This window comes from Pectobacterium artocarpous, assembly GCF_046159765.1.
GTDB lineage: Bacteria > Pseudomonadota > Gammaproteobacteria > Enterobacterales > Enterobacteriaceae > Pectobacterium.
This window is the reverse complement of record NZ_JBJXVK010000032.1, coordinates 1-22,678: the sequence shown is the minus strand read 5'-3', so window position 1 is coordinate 22,678 and position 22,678 is coordinate 1. Positions and strand designations below refer to the sequence as shown.

The window sequence follows — 22,678 nt, the reverse complement described above, 5'->3', positions numbered from 1 at the left end:
CGCTTTCCCCGATGTATCATTATTATTTTAATAACCAATCACATAATGACATTTGACATGGTTATTTTATAAACGTTTATACAGATCAATTACTCGTTATTGATCGGCGGTAACGATCAATTCGTATTTATGAATGCTACACACCTATTTTTGTGATTCTCAATCGATATCCACCAATCGCACCACTTTTCCACGGATTGCCGTCATAACCACTAAACCTGACAATTTCATACGTTCCGGTTTTTACTATGATCATTTTTTCATTGATTAGTGATGCAGCAATGCCGAATGTTGCACCTTGTGAGGTTCCTTCATAGATACAATTACTGGCAACCCCCCATACGCCATCAACAAGTAACTCCACCTGAATCAGACAATTAAGTGTATTGTATGGGCTGGGTACTTCGATTCTGGCACCTGTAGATATCTTTGGTGGCGCACTTTCCGACCCGTTGGGATAAATGACAACCGACTCAATCGTATTTTTCATCACATAGCGAGCGTCGGCCTCGGTTTTATTCCATGCGTTGATGTCCCCGGCCAGTAAATTAACGTCAGCCGACAAGGGTTTCCCATTCACACGGATGGAGCGCATCGCGTATTTTTGCGCGGCCTGTGCATCAGTCAGCGCCCCTACGTCTGCCGCTGTGGGTTTATTACTGGGGCTGTAGACTCGCTGGCCTTTTTCCGTCAGATTACCGCCCACACTGACATTATGCGCTAATTCGACATTGCCATTGCTGATATCGATACGAAACGGACGAAGCGTGTTCCAGTTGCCGTTAATATCGCCTTTGTTGGTCAATAGCAGATAAAAACTGCCACCATCGTTACGTAACATGACAGCATAGTCACCCGTTGTCAGGCGTAGTGCGTTTCCCGCCGTCGAGATGACTTCACCACTTAATATCCCGCCGGATTTTCTTAAGTAACGCGCGTCACCCTCGTCTTTGGAATATGCCCCAATATCTTCAGGGGTTGGTTTGTTGTTCGGGCTGTAAACCCGTCTTCCTGCTTCGACTATCCCGCCGGAAGTGTATAACGTCCCACTTGAATCCAGTGACGCCAGTTCACTTAATTCTTCATGATTACCGTTCCAGAATCTAAACCCGCCGCTGCCGCTGCCACGGTGATTCACAAACTCGGTGCAGCCTTGTCCATTAATGCGGTTCCAGCACAAAAATGCCCCTTGTGATTCAGGTAGCGCCGGACCCGACCCCGTGATTTTCACAATGTCACTGGCTTCCAGACGACCGGACATTTTGCCCCCTGTCAGCGACAGTTTTCCGGCTAATGCATTCAAAATAGTGGTTGAGAAATTCGGATCATTGCCGAGCGCCTGCGCCAGCTCCTGCAACGTATCGAGCGCACCGGGTGACCCGTTAATTAAGGCGGATATGGCTGCTTTAACAAATGCTGTCGTTGCAATCTGCGTATCATTGGATGCCTGTACCGCTGTTGGGGCGGTAGGTTTGCCAATCAGCGCTGGGCTTTCCAGCCGTGCATATTTCTGTGTAGCCTGCGCATCCGTCAGCGCGCCCACATCGGCGGCGGTGGGCTTATTGTTAGGGCTGTAGACGCGCTGGCCTTTTTCCAGCAATGTGTCGGCATCAACTTTATGCCCCAGCGCGACATCGCCCGTTGCCAGATTAATCCTGAATGGCCGTAAACTGTTCCATTTTCCGTAAGGGTCTTCTTTATCGGTCAGTAAAAAATAAAAATCACCGCCATCATGACGCAGAGTGACGCCGTAGCCGCCATTCACCATACGCACCGCATCAGCGACAGAGGAAACCAGCGTTCCGCTCATCGTTCCGCCGGCCAGGGGGAGTTTTTTCCCTAGCTCAGTCAGCATCGTTGTGGAGAAGTTTGGGTCATTGCCTAGCGCTTTCGCCAGTTCCTGCAACGTATCGAGCGCACCGGGTGACCCATTGACCAGCGCGGAAACGGCGGCTTTCACAAAGGCCGTTGTTGCCAGTTGTGTGTCATTAGCGGTTTGCGCGGCTGTGGGCGCGGTAGGTTTGCCTGTCAGTGCCGGGCTGGCCTTTGGCGCATATTGCGAGTGAGGATCAGCGGCGGCAAGATGGTTTTTCATCATGCTATCCGCATAGGCTTTCACCTCGATCACCGCGTTATCAACATAACCCCGCGTTGCCAGCACGACCGCCGGGTCGATTTTCAACGTCACGGCGTCGGTACTGCTGACAATCAGGATCATGCGCACGGTCTGAATACGACCGCTCCCTTCCTGAAGTTGTGGTTTGTAGGTTTCCGGGCAGTTGGCGACCGCAATCAGATTACCGTCATCATCAAACAGGCCGATTTCACGAATCCACCAACCGCCCTCATTTTCTGGAATGACCTGCTCGGCGATAATCTGGCTGGGGTTTTTCGGGTCAACACTCAGCGTATTGAGCGCCGCCCGACGTTTTTCGCCAATCAGCTTGGTTTGTGCCGGGTTCGGTGTTGGCAAGATGCCGCCGCCATCCCCGACGGCCATCCGGGTGATGTTAAGGCGACTACCCAGCGCGGTGGCGTTAGCCAGTTTGGCCGCGCCGATGTTGGTTAACAGGGCAAAATATTTTGCGCTCATGCGGTTACGCTCACGTTGTCGATTAAATGAAGTGCTGCTCCGGTCACATCCAGACCGGACACGGTGATAGTTTCAGGAAAATAGGGGTAAATGGTCAGGTCATCGCCGCCATAGGACAGCGCGGCAACATAGGCCGCACCCCGCGTGTCGAGGTTGATATTCAGCCCCAGCAGGTGACGTGACGCGGGTTTGGCGTCAGCAATCAGCCGCTCCAGCTCGTAAAAGGTTTCTTCGCTGATACCGCTATCTTGCACGCCGATATCGAGGAGAAACGTGCCAGGCTCGCCGCCGTTCTGAAACCATTCGCTGATACGGATCAGATAACCAAACGGCTCCACCACGCGACGCAGCGCGCCGATGGTGCCTTTGTGGCGATGTATGAAATAGGCATCTTTTATCGCCTGACGCTTAATGATTTCCGGCCAGTTTTCATCCCAGCGATCAACTGAGAATGCCCATGCCAGATAGGGCAGCAGGTTTGACGGGCAACTTTCTGGATCACATAACTGACGTAACGGGATCGGCGTGCGGGATAATTCCGCGCAGGCTTTGGCTGCGGCAATTTCCAACTCAGATGAACCAACGGGTAGCAGGCTGTTATTCATCTGATCCCCCGATATTCAGCACCCAGTTAGCGCAGTAAGACGCCTGGCTTTTATCAAGCACGATATCTGCGGCTGGGCTTTCCAAATCAACGCGCTGTACACCCTCAACATGGAGTGCCGCGAAGATTGCAGATCGGCGAATATCACGGCCTAACCGATGCTGTGCGGTGATGTACGTCTGCAAGCGTGCTTCTGCTGCGATGCGAATAGGCTCGGCTTCCGGCCCCGGATAGAAATACAGCGTCGCGGTAATGTCATAGGGGATAATAACCGCTGATTGAACCGTCACACGGTCTGCAACCGGCCGCACATTCTCGGCGTTCAGGGCAATATCAACGGCTTGCAATAATTCATTACTGGCGCTGCCATTTCCTTCACGCGACAGCACCGTTACCGTAACGGCGGCAGGGCTGGGGCTAACTGCGCTGGCGTCAGCGACTCGCCCATCTGCACTACGTGCGTGAAACTCATAGGCTGCGGTTGGCCCCGCAACACTCAGCCCCTCGAATGCCTGTTGTGCGCGTGTACGCAGATCGGCATCAGATTCCATGACCGCTGCAACAGGTGGGATCGCCGTTGTATCTTCTGCGGTGATAACCAGTCGCTGCACGTTAACGTTGGCAGCAAGCTGATCAAGGTCATTTCCGGCGGCGTAGGCCAGCATGTTAGCGCTGGCCGCTTCATTAACCCGCTGACGCAATAACAACTCATGATAGACAGACAGTTGCAGCAGCTTGGTTAGCGGCTCGGATTCCAATGTCAGCGTGCGTGTGATGGCATCACGTTGTTCGACTGGAAACAGAGCGATAAACATCGCCTTGCGTTCCGCATACAACGTTTCGTAGTCCAGTGTTTCAACGACATCAGGGGCAGGCAGCAGGGATAAATCAATCAGTCCGCTCATCATGCCCCCTGTAATGAAATGGTGGCGCTAAATGCCGCCAGATTATCTGTACGTTGCGCCTGAAGTGTTACGGCAACGAATCCCACACCACGGGTTTCCAGCGTAATTTTTGTTGGAGTAATACGCGGTTCCCAACGCATTAATGCGCTGTAGATGGCTGACATTATCTTGAGCTTGATTGCTGGCTCGTGAGGTTCGTCAATCAGCGAAAAAAGCTGTGAACCGTAGCTGCGCCGCATCAGGCGGCTACCAACAGGGGTGATTAAAATGTCGCGTACTGACTGGCTGATATGCTCATCATCAGTGATCGTGCGTCCGTTACTGGCATTCATACCGATGTATTTTTCATTGCTCATTGCGGGCCGTCCGTTTTACTACCGCCGCGCTGTACGCCGCCGTGAGTATGACTGTCTGCGACCACGCCGTTTGATGACATTTTTCCGCCGGTGTGGGTGATATCGCCCTGCATCGTGCCGCCTTTTTCTACGCTGAGCGTTTGCGTGCTGAGATGCTGGGTGCAAATCACTTTCGGAGTGTCCAGCGTGATAGATTCAGCCGCTTCAATAATCACCTTTTTGACGCCTTTGACGGTCATCGTTGATGTGTTGGCATCATACGTTTCGCTGGCCCCATCGGGATAAACAGTGGTGTGTACCTTTGGGGTATTGCTGGGCGCACTGTGCTGATTGGAATACAGGCTTAACACGATCACAGCCGTTTCCAGATCGCCGCCTGGTGCAGCGATAAGCACCTGTTCGCCCACTGACAACGGCCACCACGATGTAGCATCACCCGCGCGGGCAACGCCCCAGCGTATCCAGTCCGTGGTATTCCCGCCGGTTTCCACTCGCGCCAAATGACGCACATGATCGACATCGACAACCATACCGATACGGATCAGGTTATGCAGCAGGCGGTCAAACTCATTGGATGTCATGGCTGGCGCTCGATAATCAATTCATAGCGCCAGTTTCAGGTGTCGCGCGCGGGAGCACAATGGAAGGGGATTGTAGGAGGACGGCAACAACTAATCGGGTTGAATGAAGTCCGTAATGGTATCGGCCACCCAGTCCAGATCGGTGGGCGTTAGCCCCAGTAACTCACGAATAGGGTAACGCACGGACGAACGTCCTATTTTGTCAACTTCGCCAAACTGGTGAATACGCGCGATGCTGCCCGCCTGACCACTGAAGCCAACAGTCGCGCTATTAGGGGAGGTGTCGATGCGTAAAAAACGCACGGTGCGTAGCTTAGGAAACATTTTGTCTTTACGTGATGGTGCTGTGGAAACGCTGCTTACGTTAATGCTGAGATAGCGCACAATGTCGGCACGCAAGAACGAGCGCAAGCCACCTCGGCCAACATCAAAACCGGTAATCATTCTTTCACCGCTGCGGCCTTTGCTACTGTGCCAGTTGCGTAGTTCTCGCACCTCACTTTTCCACATAAACCGGACGCCGCCTTGTGTGCGGCGGGCTTGCCTTTTACGTCTCTCGTAAGATGATCCATCTGGGTTCTGCTGCTGTGCAATCCGTTGCTGCTGACGTTTACGCAGTCCTGTTGCAATCTGTCGTGATAAGCGACGCCGTTGATTAGCCGCCAGTTGTTCAACAACGGATTTCAGATATCCATCCAGTTCCTGAAACAGCGCGTCATTCTGGCTCATTATTAACCTGCCGTAGCGTCATGAATAACTGTGTTGGCCACATCGTCTTTTACCAGTAATCCCCATGCATCCTGTCCTTCCATCGGATCAGGTGGCGGATCAGCACGATGACGAACGTTGATTTCGCCAGCTTCATTGCGTGTGACGATCACCGACTCATCAGCCTGGATACGGATCAATAAATCGGCCGTACTGTTACTCAGCAAATCCGCTTCAAACGTAATACCTGTTTTACGCCGTTCTGGGTTAAGTAATAAATCCGGTTGATAGATTCTCGCCCACATCAGCACTGGCACCATTAGCGTATCGATAGAATGCGGATAGTCCATTGCCAGCACTTCCAACGTGTAGCGATATTCAAAGGAGGCGGAGCGCGCACCGGTACTTATTGCATTCCCCTTCTGTACATAGACGACCAGTTGATCGGGGTTTTCCCGCAACCACGGCACCTGCTCGCTAATGGCTTTTCTCAGTAGTTCCGCTTTTAGCATGTTGTTGCTCTCTCTGTTGTTCAGCCTGGCGAATTAGTGCCTTGTCGTGGTTGGCACTCTCCAGCGCAGCCAGCAGCAGGCTATTCCAGTTAACAGACTGGCCGTAGGTCAGACGGTTATTGACTATCGCGCCCTGTGGCAGTGGTATTGCCGTCGGTGCGGTTAGGTTCGCCGGCAGGGGGACGCAGGCTATCGGCACGTAGACGGTTCGCGTAGTCGAGCAACGGCACAGCAGCGCCATCAGGCACAAACTCATCAGCACAGACCTGACCGGCCAGCGCCTGATTAATCGTCTGACTACGTATATCGGCATCTTGTTGTATCCGGCGTTTATCATGTTCAGCCTCGCGTGACAGCGTGTTGAATATTTGAAAGGTACGTTGCTGATTGTTGATAACACGCTCGGTGCTGTCCCGTTCTGCGACTAACGTTGCCACTTCACCCGAAAGCCGCTGTGATTTTTGTCGGTAGTGATCAGCCAGTGCGATAGCTGCGAGAAACAACAGCGCGGCGGCTAATGTCGTTATAACTTTTCCAGACATAGCACTCTCTCTGCCTCGCGGCGGTTGGTTAACCCCTGCCAGACCTGACCAGCGGCTTTATTCCAGCGGCGTAATTCGTTACATGCGCCAGTGAGATCGCCACGGTTCAGTTTTTTAAGCAGGGTCGAACGCTCAAATGCACCCATCCCCACGTTGTAGATAAAACTAGCTAACGCGGCTCGCTGTAACTCACTGAGTGGAACCGTAACTAACCGATCAATAGCATGAAACGCGGGCTGTAAATCCTGCTGTAACAATGCGTCGCACTCAGCATCTGCCTTGTAGTCACCGGCTTTTACACCACCGGTATGGCCGTAGCAAATCGTCCAAACCCCCGCGATATCACGGTAAGCCGTGTTCTCTTTGCCCTCAAAAAAACCAACGAACACCGTTGCTATCGCCAATGCACACGCGGTAACGACGGGAATAATTCTCTGTTTTAGTGCTTCAGGTAACATCACGGCCTCGGCGTCCTGTTTCCTGCCCGTTCATCACGCGCAAGGCGTCCAACGTTTCTGGCAGATTTTCATGATCAACTTTCCTGACCAGCTCTCGCATTAAGTCTGTGCGCTGTGCCTGGTCACGCTCTATGTTCTTTTTGTGGTTGCGGTTCACCCAAAACGTGAGCAACCCGATAGCAATCCCTATTAGTGTTGCCCAGTCGCTCAGCGTCATTCGTCCTGCGGTAGCGATCAGCGTGGCAAGTAGATAGGTGATTGCCGATGCCACGCGATCTGTCGTCAGTCCCATAGCTGTATGATTTCCTGTTGTGTTGCTGCGGTGACGTCTGGCAGCGTGACCAGCAGGCCAGCCGGTAACAGTGGCCCACGTTCGCACAAGCCCGGATTGGCCGCGTAAACCCCTTCCGTAACACCGTCTGTTCTGCCGTAGTAGCGCCAGCACAGTAGATCGACGGTGTCATTTTGCTGCGCACGAACCTCCATCAGACCAACTCAGCCAGACCACGATTAACGCCGAGGATGTCGCGTATTGCCCAGCGGCCGTCGCGCCACAGCGTGTCAATCTGTGAACTCAACGCCTCTGCGTGTTTTTCCCCTTCGCGCGTGGTGTCGATATCACGGTAGCCCTCTATCAACAGCGCTTTGGTGATGGAATACACCGCACGGCGATAGCGCCAGACCAAAACGGACTCGCCATTGATCTGGTCGATTCCACCAGCGCTATCGGGTTTAACCTCTGACAGAACGGCAAAACCACGTTGCTCTTGGCTGTTTCGCCAGTCGATCAACTGGCCGTTAACGTGCGCAACCGCTTCGATGGCCTTATCCATCAGGCGATCCGTTGTCACTTGCCCGTCAAGACGCATCGCACGACGCAGAGCGGACAGGACAATCACCGGCCAGAATGCATGGCTCGTCACTGTCGCATCCCCATCGTTGATGGTGTCCTGCGTGGCTGGCCTTACCGGCTCTGTGGCAATCAGGCTCATGGCATTACCTCAAAAGACAGGCGGTGGACGGCGCAACACGACACAATAAATTGCCCGTATTACGCCGTGCCGCCTGGTGCGCGGGGGCACGTTGGGTTACGACGCGCTTTTTTTGGCGCGTGGTGTCGTAGTTCGTGATGCTTTCGCCGCCGTCGATTTACGCGGCGCTCTCGTTGCTTTGGCTGCGGGTTTGTCGGCTGGCTTATCCGCAGGCGGTGGCGTATCAGTGTTTTCTTCCTCTGGCTCAGTTGCTTTCTTGAGCGCCCGCCCCAGTAGCTCGATGTCGCGTTTAACCCCGATGCCATCAAACAGCGTGACAGCGCGTTGCAACCAGTCGCGCGCGGCGCTCAGCTCGTTGGTATCCAAACGCAGGGTGTAGCCCAACGTCTTGTAAAGTTTGGCGCGCACCTGATCAGGCATGTCTTCGCTAGCGGTAAGCCGTTCCAATTGCAACAGCAGGTCAGCAGCCAGAGGCGCAACGCTAACATCGGCTTTAAACGCTGCCAGTGCGGGATCGCAAATCTCATCAACCAGCGCAGTGGCAACCGTGCGGGTGTACTGGTCGGGCATTGGCAGGCGATGGCGCAGGACATAATCAGCAATACGCAGCGCATCACCCACCAATCCAGCATCAATCGACCAGATCATGATTGTGGTCAGCACCTCATCAGCGTGGCCGCTATCTGCCGCCAATACGCCATTAACCCAGCCCTGATAGTCGGGCAGCAGTTCGCGCTTTAGTTCGGCCTTTGTCGTGGCAGACTGCACCTGGCTTAAACGGGATTTATCCATCCTCAGCCGGTGCAATTGCTGTTCGTAGGCGGTGCGCTCAACGTCACCGCCGTTTGATTTGCCATGGCGCTGGGCCATGACAGTTTGAAAATGTCGCTGTGCAGGTGTCAGCATGATGCCCCCTTGAAGCAGACCGTGCGTTATCCGGCCCGCTTGCCGTTAAAATTAGCCTTGCGTCGCTCAAGCAAACGTAATGCCTTCAATCAGGCATCCGGTGCCATAGTCTTCAATGACATAGGCGTCATTCGATGACTCATAGGTTGCAATACGATTGCGCTCAGGTTCATCACGCACGGCACGGCGCTGCTTATCTTCCTGCCAGTAGATCGACAGATTGCTAAACGGAGTCACGAACATGCTGCCATCAGGGAAAGACGGCGCAATGAAGGTTGGTAGATTTCCGATAGCCTTACGCGATACCAGCAACTGACCGGCCAACGCTTCAGAGTTCGGATTGTTGGTATTGATGGCGTTAATCAGCGGATATTCTTTGCTGACCATGATCTGACGACCACAGATGACCACTAAATCTTGTGATGACTTAAACCACTCATCCAGTAGCGAGTTAACGGCGTCATAGATCACGGCGTCGAGGTTGCCGTAATCTCCCTTCGCGATGATTTTATTTTCATCATCACGGCTGGTGACAGTGATGTTTTTCATCACACGCTGTGCGGCATGGAGGCGATATTTCTCCAGCCAGCCGATATTCACATCCTGCAACAGCGGGTTGGTTGCCAGATCGGATTTAGCGGCACGCGACGTACCGTTAAAACCAATCATGATGCGGTCGAGCGCCTTACGCTTGATGATCTGATTGCTAATGCGCTGTTGGAAGTCGGGGAACTTGGCCCACATATCCAACTGCGGATAGCTGATAAAGGTATCCGTATTGGTTTGCTCACAGCGGAATTTATCATCATCCAGCGTGTGAACCGATTTCGGTTCACGTCGCTCGGTGCTTGATGTGTTCGAGCTTGAAATAGGGCCGCTGATACCTAACCCCAGCTTTTGCCCCTCTTGATCGGATACACCGGTGATGTTGATTTTTTGCAATAGCTCGCTGGATTGCTGAACCTTATCTTCCAGCTTTTGCTGGATTGACGGTGCAACACTGAACTGCTTGGTAACGTGATCAGGTTGGACGCCGTTAAGCTCAGCCTGGCGGTTAATGTAAGCGTCGTACAAAACGCGGGTTTCATTCTTCATGTTAGGTTCCTGCGATAGTCGGTTTAAAGGGGGATTAGCAGTCAGCTAACACGATGCCGGATTGCGGATTGCCGCCGGAAGCTGGGGGGCGTTGGCTAAAGTTGCCATCCTGTCCGGCAAGCTGTTCTTTCAGCTCGGTTAATGACTTATTCAGCGTTTCCACGTTGCCTTTCAGTTCGGTGTTTTGCGCTTGTAACGCGCTGAATGTTTCGGTTTTATCCAGCAGTTCACGTTGGCTTTTGGCGATCAGCTCAACCGCCTGTTTCAGCTCGCCATTTTCCTTACTGAACCGTTGCTGACTGCCGGTTAGCAATTCGGTGATGCGGGAAAAGAAGTTTTTGCCAGCTTCGCCAGCGGGTGCCTCTTCTTCAAATTCCAGCGTGATGGGGGTATCAGCGGCCGTGAAGAAACATTCAGGGCTGGTTTTTCGCCCGTCCAACGGACCTTTTCCGCCGCACTTGGCGTTAAATTCCAGAATGCCAACGCCCAGACTGGCGGGATCGTCCGTCATTCCCAGCCCCATCAAATAGGCTTCGCCGGTGTCAGCAAAAGAAGGGTGAATTTCAACGCTGGGGTAAATCTTCTGGCGTTTTTTATTCAATGCCACCATGTCATCAGTGGCATCAATCTTGATTTGTAGCGCCAACTTGCCTTTAAGCGGCCCGTCCTGAATCTCAAACTCGCTCACTTCTTCCACGTCGCCATAGGCTCGAAAATCGCTGGTTGGCGAGTAACCGCGAATGTGTTCAAGGTTCACGCGAGCACCGCGCACCTGTTTGTTGAAGTTTTTCGCCATCTGCGAAATGTGCGCACGTTCAAGGGTGCGGCCGTCGCAGGTCGCGCCCTCAACAGCAGCAAGAAACGGTTTTGAAATCGGCATGGTAATGCTCCGGTGATAACAGGGTGTCTGTCTGATACCCCTATCATCGCCACGCTTCACCGCAGGCGCTATCGGTGCCGATTGTGGCGGAACCACGACAACGGGAGCCGATATTTTGCCGCGCGCGGGCGCGCTAGCCTGTATGCATGAATCTACTTCCCGATATTCGCACAGAAGCCAAAAGCCTTTACTGGCAGGCCTATAGCATCCCTCAAATCGCGCAACGACTGGGGGTGAACAACAACACGCTGTATTCATGGCGACGGCGCGATAAGTGGGACGACAGCACGCCGATCCAGCGGGCGCAGGAGCGCACGGAAGTCCGCTATTTACGGCTGATAGAGAAAGACGATCTCACGCCGCATGACTTTAAAACCATCGACCTGTTAGGGCGCCAGATGGCACGTTTTTCACGCGATGAAAGAAAGGATCAGGAAAAGGAGACGCGGAAGAAAGCGCCGAAGAACCATTTTACGGACGAACAGATCGCAGAGTTGCGCGCCCTGGTACTGGAATCACTCTACGAGCATCAAAAGCGTTGGTACAAAAAGCGCAAGCAGCGTAACCGCGCGATACTGAAAAGCCGCCAGATAGGCGCAAGCTGGTATTTTGCTCGTGAAGCGCTGTTAGATGCGCTGGAAACCGGCACTAACCAAATCTTTCTGTCGGCCAGTCGGGCGCAGGCTTACCAGTTCAAACGGTTTATTCAACTGCTGGCGTCCAGCATTGGCGTAGAACTGAAAGGCGGGGACGCGATTGTGCTGTCGAATGGAGCAACGCTGTACTTCCTCGGTACGTCAGCGGCAACCGCACAGAGCTACACCGGTAATCTGTACTTTGATGAATTCTTTTGGGTTAGCAACTTTCTTAACCTGCGTAAAGTCGCGGCGGGGATGGCGACGCAAAAAGGGTTGCGCCGCACGTATTTTTCCACGCCATCCAGTGAAGAACATGAAGCCTACACGTTCTGGACAGGGGATTTCTTTAACAAAAGCCGCCCTAAAGCGGAACGGGTAGAAATCGACGTTACCCATAAGGTACTGAAGAAAGGGCTGCTGTGCGGGGACAATATCTGGCGGCAGATCGTCACCATTCATGACACGTTAGAGCAAGGTTTTGACCTGGTTGATCTGGATGAAATTAAATCTGAAAACAGCCCTGACGATTTTGAAAACCTTTACGCCTGCCGCTTTGTCAGCGTCGGTGAGCGGGCCTTTGACTATACCGCGCTGATTAACTGCGGTGTGGATGGCTATAACGATGATGTCTGGCCGGACTGGCGACCCTACACGCAGCGCCCGTTAGGTAACCGCCCTGTATGGATAGGTTACGATCCGAGTGGTGACAGCGGCACGGGTGACAGTGCCGGTCTATCCATCGTATCCCCTCCCGCCGTTCCTGGCGGCAAGTTCCGTGTGATTGAGGTACGACAGTTACGCGGTATGACATTTGAAAAACAGGCTGAGGTCATTAAAGAGCTGACCCACCAATACAACGTGCAGTTTATCGGCATTGATAGCACCGGCAACGGCAGCGCCGTGCATCAGCTTGTCGTTAAGTTTTTCCCCGCCGCCGTGAAATATCAATACTCGCCCAGCGTGAAACGTGAACTGGTACTGAAAGCCCAAATGCTGATCCGCGCGGGGCGGTTTGAGTATGACGCGGGGATGATGGAGCTGGCACGTTCTTTCATGACGGTACGGAAATTTGTGACGCAGGGCGGCATGACGTCGTATGCATCAGACAGGACAAAAGGCAGCAGCCACGGTGACATTGCCTGGGCAACCATGCACGCGTTACACAATGAACCAATCGGCAGCGAGTCGGGCGGTAATGATGGATTTATTCAGGAGTTCTAACCATGTCACGTAAGAAACAGCGCTCGCGCACGGCTAATCTACACGCTCCAGCGGCACAGACACCCGTAACAGGGGAATTGATTCAACAGCCGATTGAGTCGCTACAGTCTTTCTCATTTGGTGACGCACAGCCCATCATGGACAGGCGCGACCTGTTGGACTGCATGGAGTGCACCAGAAATGGCCGTTGGTATGAACCACCGATCAGCACCTACGGTCTAGCGCGAATGTTTGACGTTGCAGTGCATCATCAGTCACCGATACTGTTCAAACGCAATGTCATCATGTCCTGCTACGAATCGCATCCGCTGTTATCGCGGCAGGATGCCAACGCCTTTGTACTCGATTTTTTGGTGTTCGGTAACGCCTATCTGGAACTGAGAAAGAACCGTTTCGGCCAACCGTTGAAGCTGAAGCATACCCATGCCAAGTACACCCGACGCGGTGAGAACCTGGATCAATACTGGTTCGTGACGTACTACGCCAACGATCATGAATTCGAGCCAGGCAGCGTGTTCCACGTCAAAAGCCCCAGCATTCACCAGGAAATCTACGGCACACCGGAATACATGGCGGTGATTCAATCGGCAATGCTGAATGGGGAAGCCACGCTGTTCCGGCGCAATTACTACATCAACGGGAGCCACGCGGGGGTGATCGTCTATCTCACCGATCCCATCACCAACAATGCCGACGTCGAGCAACTGAAGAAGTCGCTGAAAGATGCGCGTGGCAATGGGGCATTTAAGAACCTGTTTGTTTACGCGGCAGGGGGGAAGAAAGACGGCCTGCAAATCCTGCCGTTCAGCCAGATTGCGGCCAAAGATGAGTTTACTGGTATCAAGGATGCTACCCGTGACGACATGTTAGCCGCGCACCGTGTACCGCCCAACTTAATGGGGATTATGCCGAACAATGCAGGGGGATTTGGTGACGTGGAGAAAGCTGCGAAGGTGTTCGCCATCAACGAACTCATGCCGATAATGGAAAGCCTGAAAGAGCTTAACGACTGGCTGGGGATCGAGGTACTTCGGTTCAAGCCTTATGCCCTGGCTGAAGGTGCAATGTAACCGCGAAAGTCATTCAAAACCATTCACCTAGCTACCAAACACAAGACCGGACAGCCGCAAGGTTGCCCGGTCTTTTTACGCCTGCTTAAAAGCGCCTGAATGCCATTCTGAGCACTGCAACAGCCGAATGATGCCGCGATTGACCAAGACCGAAACGGCGCAATAGCGACGCGATGAGGATGCAGCAACATATGAACCAGCATACCCCTCTTATCCCCCTCAGCGCGCGAGGGTTCCCCCGCCACGCCCGCACACGAAAATAGCGCGTTTTTATGCAGTTGTGCAGTAGGGGCAAACCCGCGCCAGATCTGGCGTGGAAAGGGGATAATAGCATCAATAAATTTGTGCATTGGTGTGCGGAATTTTGCAGTGATTTTCAGGAAAAAGAAAACCCGCCGAAGCGGGAGATCGTTAAGCTAGCTTCATCCGTTCGTTAAGTGTTTCGACGATGAATGCATTCACAGATACCTGGCGTTCAGCGGCGGCAACAGTTAGCCGTTCTCCGAACGATTCAGGATAGCGCAAGGTGAAAGTCTTCACTTTCTCTTCACGCTCATAAGGATCGATTCCACTTTCCTGACAATCTGCCAGATATTCACGTAGTGAGATTTCTCCCTCACTCCTTAGCCCATCAATGCTATCGGCGACAAAATCACAGTAGCCAGACAGACCGATGAACTTACCGCGAAACATGCCAATTTCTGGCACATAGCTAATGATGGCTGGTTGCCCAGCAACAACCATCGTATTGGGGGTATTGAGTGCTTTAGTCATGGTTTTACTCCTATACTTTCCAGCCATTCACGCAAGCTGACCAACGCGCCTTTATCAGTATCTGGTGAAGGATGAGGACGATGGAATCGGGCAATACTCCCGTTCAGTAAAAAGCGCACTCGTGATCCACTTCCTTCCTTAATTTCACCACCTAATGCGGTGATAAGTGACTCAATATTCGACCATTTAACGCCAGAAAGTACCGGTGTTTTAAAAATCTGACTCAGCGTCTCTCGCTGTTTTTTTCTCAGACTGGCTATTTTTTCCTGCATTGCCTGTTCCATGAAGTCACCTTTTGAAGTCATTATAGGCTCTGTTAATGTGAAGTCAAGTTATGAAGTCAAGGTGTGCTATCCACTTTATTTAGCTCTATCATCACCGCCAGCCGTTCCGCTGGCGTCATTGCCTGATACTTAGCTGCCCATCTTTCCGCTTTTCGCTTGATGCGCTGCCGATCGATATAGTCTTTACCAGCAAACGCCGCACTATATGCCGTACCTTCTGGGAAATTCATCCATAGCTTTTCCGTCCTGACACCACCACGTGTCATTACTTGAAACTCGATAGCGCGCCAGTCGTGCAATAACTCGTCGTAAAGCGACGACGGATAGCCGGAAATCATCACGTAATACGGGCATTGCCGCAGAATAGCGATCAACTCACGATGGTCATCAACCGTGTATTCATGCCGATAACGGGCGTTGCCGGTTCTGGTTTCCGGCAGATATGGCGGATCTGAGTAAATCAGCGTTTTGCCCATCGCCTCAAGGTCATGACTTTGAAGAAAATCAACAGCATCACCATTGATGATCCGTAGCTGCGTATCAAGTGTGTCCACAAACTCAGGATTAAACTGACAAAACTCTTCAACGGTGATCGGGTCAATATCAACACCAACATTCAGCCGCGTGGGCGGCTTATTCAGCATTACTGCGCCGCCGCCCAAGTGAGTTTCAACATAAACATCGTGCGGCGGCATGTTGGCGATAATTTTCTGATACGCGCCTGACGCGGCCTTGCTTCCCAGATATCCCATTATTTTCCCCTTGTGGTACCACATAGCTATTTTCATCTGTGCTGCAGCCGCATCATTTCTGACTGTGATCGATGTTCTGGCCAGCACAGCCGGTTATGACTATGAAACGTCACGCAGCGTCGCGATCCGCTGTAACAGCGACGCCGCTCTATCCTGATATTCCGCGTCTTTTTGCTTTTTCGTCTGGGCTCGATACAGACAGCCGTCAGCGCTAGCAATGTATGCATAGCCAGCGAGCGCGATTGCATTGCCTGTTTCCAGCCGCCGCAACTCACCGTCGCTGATATCCCAACCCAATGAGCGGGCGAAATCGGCAACGCTGGCGCGCCAGTCGTCCGACCGTTTACTAACAGTCGGTTTTTCAGGCGTTTCATGTGGCTGAGTTGTGGACGAGTGTTCGCTATGTCGCCGATCCGGCGGCTGTGATCGAAGTCGATTGAGCAATCCACGCCGTTCCGCGTCGGTCATGTGCTCAAAGTCGATGCTTTCTTGTTCTGACGTACTGCCAATCTCTCTATCGGCGGGTTCGGAAATGCTTACTTTTTCGTCGCCCGTAGAGTTATTGACAGAACTCCAAGCGTCGCCGGTGGGCGACGTAACAGCCAAACCACGCCCAGCGCTATCATTAGCGCCTGCGTCTGCGGCCTGTTTTTTGCGGATTTTCCACTTAACGAGACGGGTGCAAATACGGGATAGCTCACCCAAACGTGGTGAGAAAACTCCAAAGATTTTTTCCGGTGTTTCGCCGTAGTCGTTTTGCTCGTCGGCTTCCTCATACGCGATGCGCACGGTGTATAACTCGCGCGGGATCAGTACGCCACCTTGCTTTTCTATATAAGTAGCGAAACAGCCTGCGTCCGCAGAGGCCAGCACGGCATCCATTGCGGGATCGGCTAACTGAGAAGCACCGCGCTTGAATGTTCCGGCTTCTTTTTGTACTGCGGTAAGCTGGTTCGCCAGTTTGCGCAGCTCACGCCAGACTGTGACTGGCGGCAAGCCGAACGGCTGAAACTGCCGGATGTTATGTTGAGACGCCCAGGCCATCGCAAATTTTGCGGTTTCGCGCAGAGGCTTTCCGGTTTCACCGTCCAGCTCGCCATCCAGCGCGTAGCCATCAATGTTTTTGCTGATATATTTCGCCACATAGGCAGTGGCGCTACCTTTCTTCGGATCAAGACGCTTCGCTTTAAAGCGCGCGCCGGTATTACGTCCCAGCTCGGCGCGGTCTACAGCAATGAAGTATTCACGCAAAATTTCAGTGATTTCTTTCCTGTCTTCCGGCGGCATAAACAGCAACACATGCCAGTGCGGCGTAGCGTCGTGGTGCGGCTCTGCGACGCGAAAGCCATACGGGCGCAGGCCGCGTCGGTTAAGTTTCGACATGGCCTTAGCCCACGTCTTACATAAATAGCGCTGCCCCTGACGAGGGGATGAGGTATCCCATTTTTTATTCTGGTGGCCACTTTGAATATTGGAGTGATAGCGCGACGGACAGGTGATGGTCAGAAAAATGCCCTCGTCGCTGCGCGATATGGCAACCATTTCAACGCCTGCCATGCGCGTCATGAGTTCGTGACGGCGAATAACCGGATTGCTGACGCTGGCGTATACCATGTTTTCCAGCGATGCTACGTTACCGTCTTCATCAACCAGCTCATGCGCCTTAAAGAACTCGCGGTTTTTTCTGCGTTGCTCCTGCCACTGATTCAACGCATCAATGCTGACGTAAGGCATGCGTTTCTTGTGGATCACACCGATGGCGCGGAACTGGTTTTCTCGCCACTCGCAGCGTAAACGCCATAACTTACGCCCCCACCAATCAGCATTAGTGATACGCAGAATGGCTGAATAAATGCGGTTTCGTGACTCGTTATCGCCGATGATTACGCCCCAACACGGCGGCGTAACCCGTAACGACAGCATTTCACGCCCCAAATGCCAGAAAAGCGCCTGAATATCGTCATTCGTCATATCGGCGGGCAAAGTGTTGCCGCATTCGGTTTCAAACATTTCAGCGATACTGGCTGCGATAGCGTGACCAGCGTTAATCGCCTCATGTTTCGTAAATTCGGCCAAATGCTGCCAGCGTGCGCGCCAGTAACTGGCAAGCTCTGACGTAAAACCATCGCGCACACCTTGCTTTGCACGCACGGCATCCAGACGCAGCAGGGCTTTTTTCACGGTTCCCATGAAAAAGGCGCTGACGTGTCGCGGCTCGCGGTTCGCGCGTAGCCATTCTATTTTTTGCCTGTAGGTGTCTCGGATAAAAAACGGTTGTTCGAGTAAACGAGTTTCGACACCTTCCGGCGTTTCCATCCAGTTTTGCAACATCGCGTGATGCTCGTCCCGCTCAGCCTCAGCGAACTTGCGGCGCATCGTCAGTAACGTTGAATTAGGCTCAAAGTAGTCCAGCCGCGCGACGGCCTGATCAAAATCCAGATCGGAGAAAGCGGCGTGCGATACCAGCCGTTTAAGATGCTGCTCGACTGCTGGGTGTGACTCGGTAGTATTTGTGGCAGGGGAAGAAAAGGAATCAGCGATCCCCTGTGGTATGGAGATCGCTGGACGTGGCGCATTCCACAGATAGGCCCATTGTTCAGGCACTCAGAACACCTCCCCATCGAACGCACCAGATGCAGCCATTTCCTGATACGTCGCATCGCCCATGCATGGGCCACAATCAGGGCAGCAACCGCCGCCCGCACGCCCGCAGCCGTCACAGGTTTTCAGCACGCCGATCACTTCTTTTGCGGCACCACGCGTGATGCCGTTTGCGCTGATAGATCGCTGAACCGCGATTTCATGGAATTGATAGTGTTGATAAATCTCGCGCGTAGCGGGAGTGTCGCTATTTGAAATAACGACAGGTACGCCGCGTGAACGATTTAGGTTCAGGAGCACGTCTGCTAAATCGTGGTGATGTTCGCGGGTAAATGCAGCATGGTGGTATTGCGTAAAATTGGCCGTATCGCTGGCTGGTAGGTAAGGCGGATCGCAATAAATAACACTGTTTTCGTTTATCGCTTTCGCGGCCAGCACTTTTCGGAAATCGACTGCAATAAAGCAGGTTGTTGTGTCATTTGCTTTCTCTGCAAACAGCTTTATCTCTTCCTCTGGGAAGTACGGTTTTTTATAGTTCCCGAATGGGACATTAAAAAAACCGGCGTTGTTGTATCGGCAAATACCGTTAAAGCAATGGCGGTTCAGGTACAGGAATAGAGCGGCCTTTAGCAGTCGCTCATCGTCATGTATTGAGTTGAATGTGTTGCGATTGCGATAATACTCAGTCGAGCTATTACCGTTTTCGAATAACTCTTTCGCAGTGCTGATAAATGCCTGAGTAGCACCCTGAACCATCTGATATGTATTAATCAGATCGGCGTTAATATCAGCCAGCACATAACGGGGGAAGTCGGTATTCAGGAATACAGACGCACCGCCGACAAAGGGTTCAAACAGCCGATCACCCTTTGGCATAAGCGGGAGCAAATCAGGCAATACGCGGGATTTCCCGCCTGGCCATTTGATGAACGGGCGGATCATAATTCACCGCCGTTATTCTGTGCCAACCGAGACATAACGGCAGAAACCAACGCCGCTTGGTTGATAGCATCATGTAGGGCATTGTGCCGCGTGCCAGTGAATGGCCGAACATCAACCAACAGCGAATAGCCAATTTCTTTCATCGTTCTGACGTCAAGCTCATTCCAGTAATTCCACGGAACATCAATCTCCGTTCGCTCAAACGCTGTTTTCAGGATGGTGCAATCAAACGACGGGCTATTCGCCCACACATGCAATGTTTCTAGGCTTTCAGCGTGATCTGTCAGCCAGTCGCTAAATGCGCTGAGCGCGCCCCAAATCGGGGTAGCATCATCGCTAATTAATTCGGCACGGGCGTCTGATGACTGGCGCAACCACCACTTGATTGTGTCGCCGTCTGGTACAGCACCATTGAGCATGTCGTTTTCAAAATCGACACGGCAATAGAACTTTTCACCCAGTTCGCCGGTTTGGGGGTTGAAGAACACGGCACCGATGGATCCGATTGGGGCATTAGCCTTTTTCCCCAGCGCTTCAATATCAATCATGACGTTGTTCATGCAATGATCTCCTGTGCTGAGTGCTCGAAGCGCTCTGCCTCTTTGCGTAGCAGCTCGATAACCTCTGCGGCGGAAAACTCTTTTTGCTGCGCGTGGATAGACAGCGAGGCCAAACGCAAGGAAAACCCTAAATGCTGGTCTTTTCTTTCTTCCTGCCGCGCCTTGTTCAGCAATTCAACAAGCGCGTTATCACTCGCCACTTGCATTTGTTTAACTTCTGCATTTCTCATTGTGATTTCCTTTTTTCAGGTAATAGAAAGCCCGGCGGGTTTACGCCTTTAATTAATTTACGAAGTGGTTATTTGAAATTAAAAAACGCCGTATCTCTTATTTCGACTGACTTCAATCAATCGGTTTTCAAACTCGCTTTTTAATTGAGAAATAAATTGTTTTTGTGCTTCTGATTCGCCATCAAGAGACAATTCCCCGCTAGCCGTTTTTATTGAAAAACCGCGTTCGCACATTTCGGGGATTAGTCTTCCTAGCACATAACGCAACTGACTTTCAGTCATAACTGTTGCCTCTTTCGGCTTCTTAATCAGTTACGGCGTTACGCCGCAATACCCATCAGACGGGCGAACCAGCGGCGCTTTTTAGGCGCTGGCATATAGGGCTTTTTGCTCCACGGCGCAAAATAAGCCTGCGCGGGGGTTGGCTGGAAACGCTGGTCGTTTGGTAATTCCAGCCAGCCTTTATTTTCCTGCCGCGGTGATGGTGATTGTTCTTTTAATAAACGCGCTGTGCTAATCATGCTGAATCCCTCATGCCGTGCAGTTCGTTAATATAAGAAGTCGCTTGCCCTAATGCGTCAAATAACCCGAATGACTGATCGCCTTGACTGATGCGATAACGAGTTATTGGATTAGTTGCTGTTCTTGGGCAGCGAGTAATAGAGAAGCCGCGATAAACGCTGGTATGTTCGCTGACTTTAATTAATGCATGATCAATACCTGAAAATACAAGCATTCCCGTTTTCATTCTTTATCCTAAAATTTCAAAATCAGGGAGTTTCTTTAACTGCTTGATGACTTTTTCATATGGTATGTTTACTGTTATCCTTTCTCCGTCAATAAGTTTTATTAACGTTACGCTATTAGAATACCCAGAACGACTAGAAAGACCTGAATTTTCAATCGTCTTTATTTCATCATAAGGAATACAGCAACCAGTATTGCCTTCCCCCTTGATGTTGATAAATTTCTTCGCATCAGAATTTGTTTTAATTTCTGTCATGATTAAATTTCGCTATTGGTTATCGCATCACGAAGCATGGCGATTAAATTAACCTCGACTTTCTCCATTCGCGCTTTTTTGGGGCGAATGATTATCCGTCCATCAGAAACCATACCTTCGCAAGTGCGTAGTGGAATACCTGTCATTTCTGAATATGTTTTTAATGAAACATATGGGGTAGGGACGGTGATATTAATGTTTAATGCCTTAGCCATTTCACCACCTGCTATCCTTGAGCGTTAAAAGATTCCAGTCCCCGAAGAAACACCAGACGGGCCATGCTTGAAAGCGAGCGACTTTCTTGTGCTGCCAATGCCGCTAACTTGTCGCGCTCATCGTCCGATAAGCGCATTGGGGTAGGGTTTTTGGACGCGATACCACGCGGTAAACGCGATCTCTGATCATGATTTTCTTGTGTCATAATGGTATGTTGTGATCCACTAAGTTCCTGTTCAACACAATCTAGTGAAGAAAACTTCCTATGTCAACTTCGAAAGAGGAATTTTTATTCCTTATTGGTGGGCGTTTGCGCGAAGAGCGGGAAACGATTGGTAAAAGTCAGAGTGCAATTGCAGAAGAATTAGGCACGACAACAAGGACTTGGGGGAAATACGAGCGTGGCGAGACGGCTCCCGATGGGGCAACGCTAGCTTTTCTTAGCGAAAATTACGGCATGGATACTTTGTATATCCTTACCGGAAAAAGAACCCTTGACCTTGGTGACATTTCCAATGATGAATTGGAGCTAGTCAAAATCTATCGTGCGGCACCACTGGCAATAAAAGCCGCCGCCTTAGCTGCATTGACGGCGGGCAGTTCTGCAACAGCAGCATCGATAAACGTAACGGGTAGCGGCCAGCGCGTAGCGGGCAGGGACTATCACGAAGGCAAGAAGTAGCGAAGCAGCAAGGATGTAATGGATGACCGTAGAGGCTCAAGGGGATAGTAATCGGGTCGCAGGACGTGATTATTACGAAAAAAATATCAATATTGCCGTCCCACAGACTAAAGAAGATTTGCGCCCGTTGGTTAGCGCACAGCGTTCCCAATTAAACCAACTGGTAAAAGATATTGCAGAAGCAGGGCGTGAAGAGGCTCGTTTTGTTTGGCGGCGTTTACATGCTGAACTCGGTGTGAATGGCATTGAAGAAATCACCATCAGCCAGTATTCCACGGCGCTCAGTTTCCTGAATGCGTTACATGATCGTAGTCGGGAAAAGGATGCTAATAAAAAATTAGTGTCTCAATTATTAAGAAGCACGCAGCAGAACGAATTACGCGAACAGCTTACGCGATTCTGTCACATCAATTTTGGTACAAGCCGGTTAATTGATTTAACTCGCCCCCAGCTTCAGCAAGCAATGAGATGGCTGGATGAACGGCAGGGCAGAATTACACCCAACGCATCACCCCCAAAAGGGCTTTGTTGAATAAATCGAACTTTTGCTCAATCTCAGGATCAGATCACGCA

Annotated in this window: 32 protein-coding genes; 4 read left to right on the top strand and 28 right to left on the bottom strand. The window is 51.7% G+C overall.

Features of this window, described 5'->3' with window-relative positions:
• Nucleotides 1-136: 136 nt before the first annotated feature.
• The 16 genes from ACKQAD_RS18365 to ACKQAD_RS18295 form a co-directional block, all read right to left on the bottom strand.
• Nucleotides 137-2,593 (bottom strand): phage tail protein, encoded by a 2,457-nt coding sequence (locus tag ACKQAD_RS18365; protein WP_409161433.1) that lies wholly within the window; start codon nucleotides 2,591-2,593, stop codon nucleotides 137-139.
• Entirely contained in the window at nucleotides 2,590-3,198 is a 609-nt protein-coding gene (locus ACKQAD_RS18360) for a phage tail protein I (protein WP_409161432.1), read from the bottom strand. Before ACKQAD_RS18360 ends, ACKQAD_RS18365 begins: the two co-directional genes overlap by 4 nt.
• Entirely contained in the window at nucleotides 3,191-4,102 is a 912-nt protein-coding gene (locus ACKQAD_RS18355) for a baseplate assembly protein (RefSeq protein WP_409161450.1), read from the bottom strand. The genes ACKQAD_RS18360 and ACKQAD_RS18355 overlap by 8 nt, the downstream gene beginning before the upstream one ends.
• Nucleotides 4,102-4,458 (bottom strand): GPW/gp25 family protein, encoded by a 357-nt coding sequence (locus ACKQAD_RS18350; protein WP_409161431.1) that lies wholly within the window; start codon nucleotides 4,456-4,458, stop codon nucleotides 4,102-4,104. Before ACKQAD_RS18350 ends, ACKQAD_RS18355 begins: the two co-directional genes overlap by 1 nt.
• Nucleotides 4,455-5,039 carry a phage baseplate assembly protein V gene (locus ACKQAD_RS18345; RefSeq protein WP_409161430.1) on the bottom strand — a complete coding sequence of 195 codons (585 nt, stop codon included), beginning with the start codon at nucleotides 5,037-5,039 and terminating at the stop codon, nucleotides 4,455-4,457. Before ACKQAD_RS18345 ends, ACKQAD_RS18350 begins: the two co-directional genes overlap by 4 nt.
• Nucleotides 5,040-5,129: 90 nt before the next feature.
• Complete coding sequence (locus ACKQAD_RS18340; RefSeq protein ID WP_409161429.1) at nucleotides 5,130-5,768, bottom strand: phage virion morphogenesis protein; 639 nt, start codon at nucleotides 5,766-5,768, stop codon at nucleotides 5,130-5,132.
• A gap of 2 nt (nucleotides 5,769-5,770) precedes the next feature.
• Nucleotides 5,771-6,259: a phage tail protein gene (locus ACKQAD_RS18335; protein ID WP_409161428.1), complete on the bottom strand. Its 489-nt coding sequence runs from the start codon at nucleotides 6,257-6,259 to the stop codon at nucleotides 5,771-5,773.
• Entirely contained in the window at nucleotides 6,225-6,458 is a 234-nt protein-coding gene (lysC, locus tag ACKQAD_RS20400; protein ID WP_498044235.1) for an Rz1-like lysis system protein LysC, read from the bottom strand. The genes ACKQAD_RS18335 and lysC overlap by 35 nt, the downstream gene beginning before the upstream one ends.
• Entirely contained in the window at nucleotides 6,376-6,801 is a 426-nt protein-coding gene (locus ACKQAD_RS18330) for a hypothetical protein (protein WP_409161427.1), read from the bottom strand. Before ACKQAD_RS18330 ends, lysC begins: the two co-directional genes overlap by 83 nt.
• Nucleotides 6,783-7,259: a lysozyme gene (locus ACKQAD_RS18325; protein WP_409161449.1), complete on the bottom strand. Its 477-nt coding sequence runs from the start codon at nucleotides 7,257-7,259 to the stop codon at nucleotides 6,783-6,785. The genes ACKQAD_RS18330 and ACKQAD_RS18325 overlap by 19 nt, the downstream gene beginning before the upstream one ends.
• Nucleotides 7,249-7,551 (bottom strand): HP1 family phage holin, encoded by a 303-nt coding sequence (locus ACKQAD_RS18320; RefSeq protein WP_039490566.1) that lies wholly within the window; start codon nucleotides 7,549-7,551, stop codon nucleotides 7,249-7,251. The genes ACKQAD_RS18325 and ACKQAD_RS18320 overlap by 11 nt, the downstream gene beginning before the upstream one ends.
• Nucleotides 7,542-7,745, bottom strand: coding sequence for a tail protein X (locus ACKQAD_RS18315; RefSeq protein ID WP_015840847.1), 204 nt, complete (start codon nucleotides 7,743-7,745; stop codon nucleotides 7,542-7,544). Before ACKQAD_RS18315 ends, ACKQAD_RS18320 begins: the two co-directional genes overlap by 10 nt.
• Nucleotides 7,745-8,251 (bottom strand): head completion/stabilization protein, encoded by a 507-nt coding sequence (locus tag ACKQAD_RS18310; protein WP_409161426.1) that lies wholly within the window; start codon nucleotides 8,249-8,251, stop codon nucleotides 7,745-7,747. Before ACKQAD_RS18310 ends, ACKQAD_RS18315 begins: the two co-directional genes overlap by 1 nt.
• Before the next feature lie 96 nt (nucleotides 8,252-8,347).
• A complete protein-coding gene (gene gpM / locus ACKQAD_RS18305; RefSeq protein ID WP_409161425.1) occupies nucleotides 8,348-9,157 on the bottom strand; it encodes a phage terminase small subunit in 810 nt (269 codons plus the stop codon).
• A gap of 66 nt (nucleotides 9,158-9,223) precedes the next feature.
• The gene (locus ACKQAD_RS18300) at nucleotides 9,224-10,252 is read right to left on the bottom strand and encodes a phage major capsid protein, P2 family (protein WP_409161424.1); all 1,029 of its coding nucleotides are present in this window, start codon (nucleotides 10,250-10,252) and stop codon (nucleotides 9,224-9,226) included.
• 34 nt (nucleotides 10,253-10,286) lie between these two features.
• A complete protein-coding gene (locus ACKQAD_RS18295; protein ID WP_271877758.1) occupies nucleotides 10,287-11,132 on the bottom strand; it encodes a GPO family capsid scaffolding protein in 846 nt (281 codons plus the stop codon).
• A gap of 146 nt (nucleotides 11,133-11,278) precedes the next feature.
• Here ACKQAD_RS18295 and ACKQAD_RS18290 point away from each other — a divergent pair, with 146 nt between their 5' ends.
• Both ACKQAD_RS18290 and ACKQAD_RS18285 read left to right on the top strand, forming a co-directional pair.
• Nucleotides 11,279-12,991, top strand: a complete 1,713-nt coding sequence (locus ACKQAD_RS18290) for a terminase large subunit domain-containing protein (RefSeq protein WP_409161423.1) — start codon at nucleotides 11,279-11,281, stop codon at nucleotides 12,989-12,991.
• A 2-nt stretch (nucleotides 12,992-12,993) separates the two neighbouring features.
• Complete coding sequence (locus ACKQAD_RS18285) at nucleotides 12,994-14,061, top strand: phage portal protein (RefSeq protein ID WP_409161422.1); 1,068 nt, start codon at nucleotides 12,994-12,996, stop codon at nucleotides 14,059-14,061.
• A 411-nt stretch (nucleotides 14,062-14,472) separates the two neighbouring features.
• On the opposite strand, the gene ACKQAD_RS18280 is transcribed toward ACKQAD_RS18285, so the two are convergent.
• From ACKQAD_RS18280 to ACKQAD_RS18225, 12 genes are all read right to left on the bottom strand, one after another.
• A complete protein-coding gene (locus ACKQAD_RS18280) occupies nucleotides 14,473-14,835 on the bottom strand; it encodes a type II toxin-antitoxin system HicB family antitoxin (protein ID WP_409161421.1) in 363 nt (120 codons plus the stop codon).
• A complete protein-coding gene (locus ACKQAD_RS18275) occupies nucleotides 14,832-15,107 on the bottom strand; it encodes a type II toxin-antitoxin system HicA family toxin (RefSeq protein WP_409161448.1) in 276 nt (91 codons plus the stop codon). Before ACKQAD_RS18275 ends, ACKQAD_RS18280 begins: the two co-directional genes overlap by 4 nt.
• A 68-nt stretch (nucleotides 15,108-15,175) precedes the next feature.
• On the bottom strand, nucleotides 15,176-15,871 hold the full coding sequence (locus tag ACKQAD_RS18270; RefSeq protein WP_409161447.1) for a DNA adenine methylase: 696 nt from the start codon (nucleotides 15,869-15,871) through the stop codon (nucleotides 15,176-15,178).
• Between the two features lie 99 nt (nucleotides 15,872-15,970).
• Nucleotides 15,971-18,475, bottom strand: coding sequence for a replication endonuclease (locus tag ACKQAD_RS18265; RefSeq protein ID WP_409161420.1), 2,505 nt, complete (start codon nucleotides 18,473-18,475; stop codon nucleotides 15,971-15,973).
• Nucleotides 18,476-19,414, bottom strand: a complete 939-nt coding sequence (locus tag ACKQAD_RS18260; RefSeq protein WP_409161419.1) for a DNA adenine methylase — start codon at nucleotides 19,412-19,414, stop codon at nucleotides 18,476-18,478.
• Nucleotides 19,411-19,974: a 3'-5' exonuclease gene (locus tag ACKQAD_RS18255; protein ID WP_409161418.1), complete on the bottom strand. Its 564-nt coding sequence runs from the start codon at nucleotides 19,972-19,974 to the stop codon at nucleotides 19,411-19,413. Before ACKQAD_RS18255 ends, ACKQAD_RS18260 begins: the two co-directional genes overlap by 4 nt.
• The gene (locus tag ACKQAD_RS18250; RefSeq protein ID WP_409161417.1) at nucleotides 19,971-20,204 is read right to left on the bottom strand and encodes a DUF2732 family protein; all 234 of its coding nucleotides are present in this window, start codon (nucleotides 20,202-20,204) and stop codon (nucleotides 19,971-19,973) included. Before ACKQAD_RS18250 ends, ACKQAD_RS18255 begins: the two co-directional genes overlap by 4 nt.
• A gap of 78 nt (nucleotides 20,205-20,282) precedes the next feature.
• Entirely contained in the window at nucleotides 20,283-20,486 is a 204-nt protein-coding gene (locus ACKQAD_RS18245; protein WP_409161416.1) for a hypothetical protein, read from the bottom strand.
• 38 nt (nucleotides 20,487-20,524) lie between these two features.
• Nucleotides 20,525-20,725: a phage filamentation protein Fil family protein gene (locus tag ACKQAD_RS18240; protein ID WP_409161415.1), complete on the bottom strand. Its 201-nt coding sequence runs from the start codon at nucleotides 20,723-20,725 to the stop codon at nucleotides 20,525-20,527.
• Nucleotides 20,722-20,952: a hypothetical protein gene (locus ACKQAD_RS18235; protein WP_409161414.1), complete on the bottom strand. Its 231-nt coding sequence runs from the start codon at nucleotides 20,950-20,952 to the stop codon at nucleotides 20,722-20,724. Before ACKQAD_RS18235 ends, ACKQAD_RS18240 begins: the two co-directional genes overlap by 4 nt.
• Nucleotides 20,953-20,955: 3 nt before the next feature.
• Nucleotides 20,956-21,207 carry a hypothetical protein gene (locus ACKQAD_RS18230; protein WP_409161413.1) on the bottom strand — a complete coding sequence of 84 codons (252 nt, stop codon included), beginning with the start codon at nucleotides 21,205-21,207 and terminating at the stop codon, nucleotides 20,956-20,958.
• Nucleotides 21,208-21,209: 2 nt separating this feature from the next.
• Nucleotides 21,210-21,422 (bottom strand): hypothetical protein, encoded by a 213-nt coding sequence (locus ACKQAD_RS18225; RefSeq protein ID WP_015840831.1) that lies wholly within the window; start codon nucleotides 21,420-21,422, stop codon nucleotides 21,210-21,212.
• Nucleotides 21,423-21,688: 266 nt separating this feature from the next.
• Here ACKQAD_RS18225 and ACKQAD_RS18220 point away from each other — a divergent pair, with 266 nt between their 5' ends.
• Nucleotides 21,689-22,105: a helix-turn-helix domain-containing protein gene (locus ACKQAD_RS18220; RefSeq protein WP_409161412.1), complete on the top strand. Its 417-nt coding sequence runs from the start codon at nucleotides 21,689-21,691 to the stop codon at nucleotides 22,103-22,105.
• A 22-nt stretch (nucleotides 22,106-22,127) separates the two neighbouring features.
• Nucleotides 22,128-22,637 (top strand): hypothetical protein, encoded by a 510-nt coding sequence (locus ACKQAD_RS18215; RefSeq protein ID WP_409161411.1) that lies wholly within the window; start codon nucleotides 22,128-22,130, stop codon nucleotides 22,635-22,637.
• The last annotated feature ends 41 nt before the right edge of the window (nucleotides 22,638-22,678 follow it).

Excerpts from the sequence above, each read along its gene's own strand:
- ACKQAD_RS18365 (WP_409161433.1), bottom strand. The coding sequence starts at position 2,593 with ATGAGCGCAAAATATTTTGCCCTGTTAACCAACATCGGCGCGGCCAAA.
- ACKQAD_RS18360 (WP_409161432.1), bottom strand. The coding sequence starts at position 3,198 with ATGAATAACAGCCTGCTACCCGTTGGTTCATCTGAGTTGGAAATTGCC.
- ACKQAD_RS18355 (WP_409161450.1), bottom strand. The coding sequence starts at position 4,102 with ATGAGCGGACTGATTGATTTATCCCTGCTGCCTGCCCCTGATGTCGTT.
- ACKQAD_RS18350 (WP_409161431.1), bottom strand. The coding sequence starts at position 4,458 with ATGAGCAATGAAAAATACATCGGTATGAATGCCAGTAACGGACGCACG.
- ACKQAD_RS18345 (WP_409161430.1), bottom strand. The coding sequence starts at position 5,039 with ATGACATCCAATGAGTTTGACCGCCTGCTGCATAACCTGATCCGTATC.
- ACKQAD_RS18340 (WP_409161429.1), bottom strand. The coding sequence starts at position 5,768 with ATGAGCCAGAATGACGCGCTGTTTCAGGAACTGGATGGATATCTGAAA.
- ACKQAD_RS18335 (WP_409161428.1), bottom strand. The coding sequence starts at position 6,259 with ATGCTAAAAGCGGAACTACTGAGAAAAGCCATTAGCGAGCAGGTGCCG.
- ACKQAD_RS18330 (WP_409161427.1), bottom strand. The coding sequence starts at position 6,801 with ATGTCTGGAAAAGTTATAACGACATTAGCCGCCGCGCTGTTGTTTCTC.
- ACKQAD_RS18325 (WP_409161449.1), bottom strand. The coding sequence starts at position 7,259 with ATGTTACCTGAAGCACTAAAACAGAGAATTATTCCCGTCGTTACCGCG.
- ACKQAD_RS18320 (WP_039490566.1), bottom strand. The coding sequence starts at position 7,551 with ATGGGACTGACGACAGATCGCGTGGCATCGGCAATCACCTATCTACTT.
- ACKQAD_RS18315 (WP_015840847.1), bottom strand. The coding sequence starts at position 7,745 with ATGGAGGTTCGTGCGCAGCAAAATGACACCGTCGATCTACTGTGCTGG.
- ACKQAD_RS18310 (WP_409161426.1), bottom strand. The coding sequence starts at position 8,251 with ATGAGCCTGATTGCCACAGAGCCGGTAAGGCCAGCCACGCAGGACACC.
- gpM (WP_409161425.1), bottom strand. The coding sequence starts at position 9,157 with ATGCTGACACCTGCACAGCGACATTTTCAAACTGTCATGGCCCAGCGC.
- ACKQAD_RS18300 (WP_409161424.1), bottom strand. The coding sequence starts at position 10,252 with ATGAAGAATGAAACCCGCGTTTTGTACGACGCTTACATTAACCGCCAG.
- ACKQAD_RS18295 (WP_271877758.1), bottom strand. The coding sequence starts at position 11,132 with ATGCCGATTTCAAAACCGTTTCTTGCTGCTGTTGAGGGCGCGACCTGC.
- ACKQAD_RS18290 (WP_409161423.1), top strand. The coding sequence starts at position 11,279 with ATGAATCTACTTCCCGATATTCGCACAGAAGCCAAAAGCCTTTACTGG.
- ACKQAD_RS18285 (WP_409161422.1), top strand. The coding sequence starts at position 12,994 with ATGTCACGTAAGAAACAGCGCTCGCGCACGGCTAATCTACACGCTCCA.
- ACKQAD_RS18280 (WP_409161421.1), bottom strand. The coding sequence starts at position 14,835 with ATGACTAAAGCACTCAATACCCCCAATACGATGGTTGTTGCTGGGCAA.
- ACKQAD_RS18275 (WP_409161448.1), bottom strand. The coding sequence starts at position 15,107 with ATGCAGGAAAAAATAGCCAGTCTGAGAAAAAAACAGCGAGAGACGCTG.
- ACKQAD_RS18270 (WP_409161447.1), bottom strand. The coding sequence starts at position 15,871 with ATGGGATATCTGGGAAGCAAGGCCGCGTCAGGCGCGTATCAGAAAATT.
- ACKQAD_RS18260 (WP_409161419.1), bottom strand. The coding sequence starts at position 19,414 with ATGATCCGCCCGTTCATCAAATGGCCAGGCGGGAAATCCCGCGTATTG.
- ACKQAD_RS18255 (WP_409161418.1), bottom strand. The coding sequence starts at position 19,974 with ATGAACAACGTCATGATTGATATTGAAGCGCTGGGGAAAAAGGCTAAT.
- ACKQAD_RS18250 (WP_409161417.1), bottom strand. The coding sequence starts at position 20,204 with ATGAGAAATGCAGAAGTTAAACAAATGCAAGTGGCGAGTGATAACGCG.
- ACKQAD_RS18245 (WP_409161416.1), bottom strand. The coding sequence starts at position 20,486 with ATGACTGAAAGTCAGTTGCGTTATGTGCTAGGAAGACTAATCCCCGAA.
- ACKQAD_RS18240 (WP_409161415.1), bottom strand. The coding sequence starts at position 20,725 with ATGATTAGCACAGCGCGTTTATTAAAAGAACAATCACCATCACCGCGG.
- ACKQAD_RS18235 (WP_409161414.1), bottom strand. The coding sequence starts at position 20,952 with ATGAAAACGGGAATGCTTGTATTTTCAGGTATTGATCATGCATTAATT.
- ACKQAD_RS18230 (WP_409161413.1), bottom strand. The coding sequence starts at position 21,207 with ATGACAGAAATTAAAACAAATTCTGATGCGAAGAAATTTATCAACATC.
- ACKQAD_RS18225 (WP_015840831.1), bottom strand. The coding sequence starts at position 21,422 with ATGGCTAAGGCATTAAACATTAATATCACCGTCCCTACCCCATATGTT.
- ACKQAD_RS18220 (WP_409161412.1), top strand. The coding sequence starts at position 21,689 with ATGTCAACTTCGAAAGAGGAATTTTTATTCCTTATTGGTGGGCGTTTG.
- ACKQAD_RS18215 (WP_409161411.1), top strand. The coding sequence starts at position 22,128 with ATGACCGTAGAGGCTCAAGGGGATAGTAATCGGGTCGCAGGACGTGAT.